This window comes from Aeromonas sp. QDB34, assembly GCF_027705405.1.
Taxonomy (GTDB): Bacteria; Pseudomonadota; Gammaproteobacteria; order Enterobacterales; family Aeromonadaceae; genus Aeromonas; species Aeromonas hydrophila.
The window spans coordinates 1-3,669 of record NZ_JAPDBT010000051.1; the positions used below are offsets into that span (position 1 = coordinate 1).

A 3,669-nucleotide genomic window follows, 5' to 3' on the forward strand; every position below is an offset into this window, starting at 1 on the left:
GCCCCTGGGACGCTTAACAATGTCCATAGATAGAACTCAATAGCTTAGGCGTCCGCACTATACAACTTACTCTTATCGATGGAGTAGACCTCCAGCTCGGGGGCCATGGTCTCCAACGTGCTCATCACCCTGCCAGACATATCTCCATAGAGTGCGTAGTTGGAGCTGAATGCCACACCGCCATGCGCCTCGAACTGCTCGCGGATCTTGAAGTAGGGCCCGGCCATCTTGATACCCAGCGCCTTGGCTTCGGGGCTGCGCGACACCACGCATCCATCGTTGTTGGAGAGCACCACGATCGGGCGGCCACGCAGCTCAGGGCGAAACAGCCGCTCACAGCTGGCGTAGAAGTTGTTTACATCAACGAGCGCTATAGCCATCACGCTGCCTCAGATTGCCAATCACATGGGTGACCACTCCGAACAACTCCAGGGAGAGACTCATACAAGGGTCGATAGGCGCGAACGCCGGATTGGCTGGCAACAGCCGCAACCTCGGCTTGAGCTGCAAGGTCTTTACCGTGAAGCCGCCATCGAGTAGTGCAATCACCACATCACCATGGCGCGGGGTGAGGCTCTTATCGACCACCAGCAAGTCACCGGGAAAGATGCCGACCCCGGTCATGCTCTCCCCCTCGGCACGCAGATAGAAGGTTGCTGCAGGGTGCGCCACGCAGTGGGTGTTAAGGTCCAACTTCCCTTCCAGATAGTCGCTGGCTGGGCTGGGAAAGCCGCAAGAGGCGCGGTGCAAGAACAACGGGATGGTCACCTCGGCGGGTGATTGGTCTGGGGTTAACAGCTTCATGGCAAAACACCTGTATTTATATACAGCCATTATAGCGCGCCACCTTTGAACCAGCGCAAGTCCCGCATGCCAGTGATGGCGTACCATGGCGCCAAAAAATAACAAAGAGGTCAGTATGAGTCACAATCTGTGTGCCCTACCGAAAGAGCAGCAAGAACGGGTCGAGGTCGAGAAGGCCGCCGCATATGCGGTATGGAAGGAGCGCAACGGTCACTTGGCCAGCGCAGAAAGCGATGCGAACCAACATCAAGGTGAACTGGGTCGCTACTTCCTTGAAAAGGTCGCCTACTTCAAGTCTCGCTGACCTATCAACACGTTCATCGGTGGCTATGCAGGTCACTAGCAACAAACCGCATTCCAGACAACTTAACGAGGTAAGTATTGTGACGGCATTGGTAGTCAACTTGGTAGAGACCTACTCCAGCCGAGGTGCTTACAAGGGCGCCATTAGCGCTTGGCGGGTTTCAAGTGATATGGCCAACAAAATCTCCACCGTCATTGGGGTTTACAAGTCTCAAGTCGTGGTTGTCATCGAAGGCTGCCAGCTGAAACTCTCGACACCTGATGTCAATGAACTACACGATGACGGGTGTGATGGTCGTTACTTCGTGGTCGGTGGAGACGTTTACGAAGACACCAAAGCTTGGCTAAAGCCGCATCCGTGGTTATTCAAGTCACTGGCCAGCGTACAAGGCCCACGCTACCTGAGCCTCGAAGAGGCCAACCAGATACCTTCAGGCAGCGTCATACTGAAGTAAGCCATATCTACACATCTTGATAGATAAGGTAAGGGAGGCTCGCGCCTCCCCCACTCAACACCACACCTCACACAAACTCTCAGCCTGTGCCAGCACCAACTGGGCAGCTTCTTCCTGCTGGTCTGGCGGGTACTTGTACTTGCGCAGGATACGCTTGACCAACAGACGTAACCGGGCCCTGACGCTCTCTCGGCTACTCCAGTCAACGGTCACGCTACGGCGCAGGCTGGCAGTCAGCTCGTGAGCTATCTTGGCCAGTATCTCGTCACCCAGCTCACGCACCGACGCCTCATTGTTGGCAAGGGCATCATAGAAGGCGAGCTCGTCATCGTTGAGGCCCAAGGCCTGCCCCCGCTTGCTCACAGCGGCAAACTTCTTGGCCATGTCGATCAGCTCCTCGATGACCTGCGCGGTCTCGATGGAGCGGTTCTGATAGCGCTGGATGACCTTGGTCAGCATCTCCGAGAACTTCTTTTCCTGGGAGAGGTTGGTAGCAAACTTCGCCTTGATCTCCCCCTCCAGCAACCGCTCGAGCAGCTCCACGGCGAGATTGCGCTCCGGCAGGTTGCGTACCTCGGCCAGAAACTCATCATCGAGCAGACCGATGTTGGGCTTGTCGAGGCCGACCGCTTCAAACACATCGACCACATCGCCCGATACCACGGCATTGCCGATGATCTGGCGAATAGCCAGGTCGCGCTCTTCGTCAGTCTTCTTCTTCCGGGTGACCTCTTTCTTGGTCAGCATCACCTTGACCGCTTGCAAGAAGGCCACTTCCTCTCGTACCGCCTTGGCTTCATCAAGGGTGCAACAGAGGGTGAATGCCTTGCTCATCGCCAGCGCGTTGTCAGCAAAGCGCTTCTTGCCATCTTCAAGACCAAGGATGAAGTCAGCAGCCCTTGCCAGCAGCTTGTGTCCACCCGTGAGGTAGTCGCTGTAATCGAAGCCATGCAACATGGAGCGCAGTACATCCAGCTTCTCCTCCAACACCGCGTAGGCCTCACGGGCATCGACCGTAGGGCGACCACGACCACGGCTGGCGGTGTACTCCTTGATAGCGCTCTTGAGTTCGTTGGCGATACCAATGTAATCGACCACCAACCCACCTTGTTTGTCCTTGAACACCCGGTTTACCCGCGCAATGGCCTGCATCAGGTTGTGGCCCTTCATCGGCTTGTCCACATAAAGGGTATGTACGCAGGGCGCGTCGAAGCCGGTAAGCCACATGTCTCGCACGATGACCAACTTGAGCGGGTCACTCGGGTCTTTGAACCGCTTCTCCAGCCGTTTCTTCACTTGGGTGGCATGGATGTGGGGCCGCAGCAATGCCTTGTCAGAAGCGCTGCCGGTCATCACGATCTTGATGGCCCCCTTGTCGGGGTCCGTGTCATGCCAGTCGGGGCGCAGGGCCACGATGGCATCATACAAGTGCACGCAAATCTCGCGGCTCATGGCGACCACCATGGCCTTGCCATGCTGCGCCTGATTGCGCTCTTCGAAGTGGGCCACCAGATCGGCGGCAACCCGCTCAATTCTTGGCTTGCTGCCAACCACCTTCTCCAAGGCTGCCCACCGTGACTTAAGCTTGGCCTGCTCGCTCTCTTCCTCATCCTCGGCCAGCTCATCCACTTCGTCGTCGATGTGGGGAAGCTCTTCGTTATTAAGTGACAACTTGGCCAAGCGTGACTCGTAGTAGATGGCAACCGTGGCACCATCGTCCTTGGCCTGCTGCATGTCGTAGACGTGGATGTAGTCGCCAAAGACGGCGCGAGTGTCGCGGTCTTCCGCTGATACGGGCGTACCGGTAAAGGCCACGAACGTCGCGTTGGGCAGCGCGTCGCGCAAGTGCTGGGCATACCCGACCTGATAGCGCGCAGCCCCTTCTGCAACCTTGCCTGGCGCTTTGAGCGAGGCGCTGAAACCGTACTGGGTTCGATGTGCTTCATCCGCGATGACCACGATGTTGGCGCGGTCGCTGAGCACAGGGAACGTGTCCTCATCCTCGCCGGGCATGAACTTCTGGATGGTCGTGCATATTCCGGCCGATCATGAACACCAATTCCGATTCAACGTGAACACCATTTCCGGACCAATGTGAACGCTCATT

General features: G+C 56.9%; 4 protein-coding genes and 1 pseudogene. 2 read left to right on the top strand and 3 right to left on the bottom strand.

The window, feature by feature from the left end; all coding sequences use genetic code 11:
- Positions 1–62 precede the first annotated feature (62 nt).
- Together OKC29_RS22895 and umuD are read right to left on the bottom strand one after the other, a co-directional pair.
- Positions 63–380 (bottom strand): annotated as a pseudogene (locus OKC29_RS22895) (Y-family DNA polymerase); the annotation flags it as partial.
- Positions 361–804: a translesion error-prone DNA polymerase V autoproteolytic subunit gene (umuD, locus tag OKC29_RS22900; protein WP_182859619.1), complete on the bottom strand. Its 444-nt coding sequence runs from the start codon at positions 802–804 to the stop codon at positions 361–363. The gene umuD and the pseudogene OKC29_RS22895, both read right to left, overlap by 20 nt.
- 115 nt (positions 805–919) lie before the next feature.
- On the opposite strand from umuD, the gene OKC29_RS22905 reads away from it, so the two are divergent.
- Complete coding sequence (locus tag OKC29_RS22905; RefSeq protein WP_182859620.1) at positions 920–1,108, top strand: DUF3283 family protein; 189 nt, start codon at positions 920–922, stop codon at positions 1,106–1,108.
- Positions 1,109–1,277: 169 nt separating this feature from the next.
- Entirely contained in the window at positions 1,278–1,562 is a 285-nt protein-coding gene (locus tag OKC29_RS22910) for an acyl-CoA synthetase (RefSeq protein WP_141108826.1), read from the top strand.
- 54 nt (positions 1,563–1,616) lie between these two features.
- Here the strand turns inward: OKC29_RS22910 and OKC29_RS22915 are convergent, their stop codons facing one another.
- Positions 1,617–3,599 (bottom strand): type I restriction endonuclease subunit R, encoded by a 1,983-nt coding sequence (locus tag OKC29_RS22915; RefSeq protein ID WP_333563203.1) that lies wholly within the window; start codon positions 3,597–3,599, stop codon positions 1,617–1,619.
- Between the last annotated feature and the right edge of the window lie 70 nt (positions 3,600–3,669).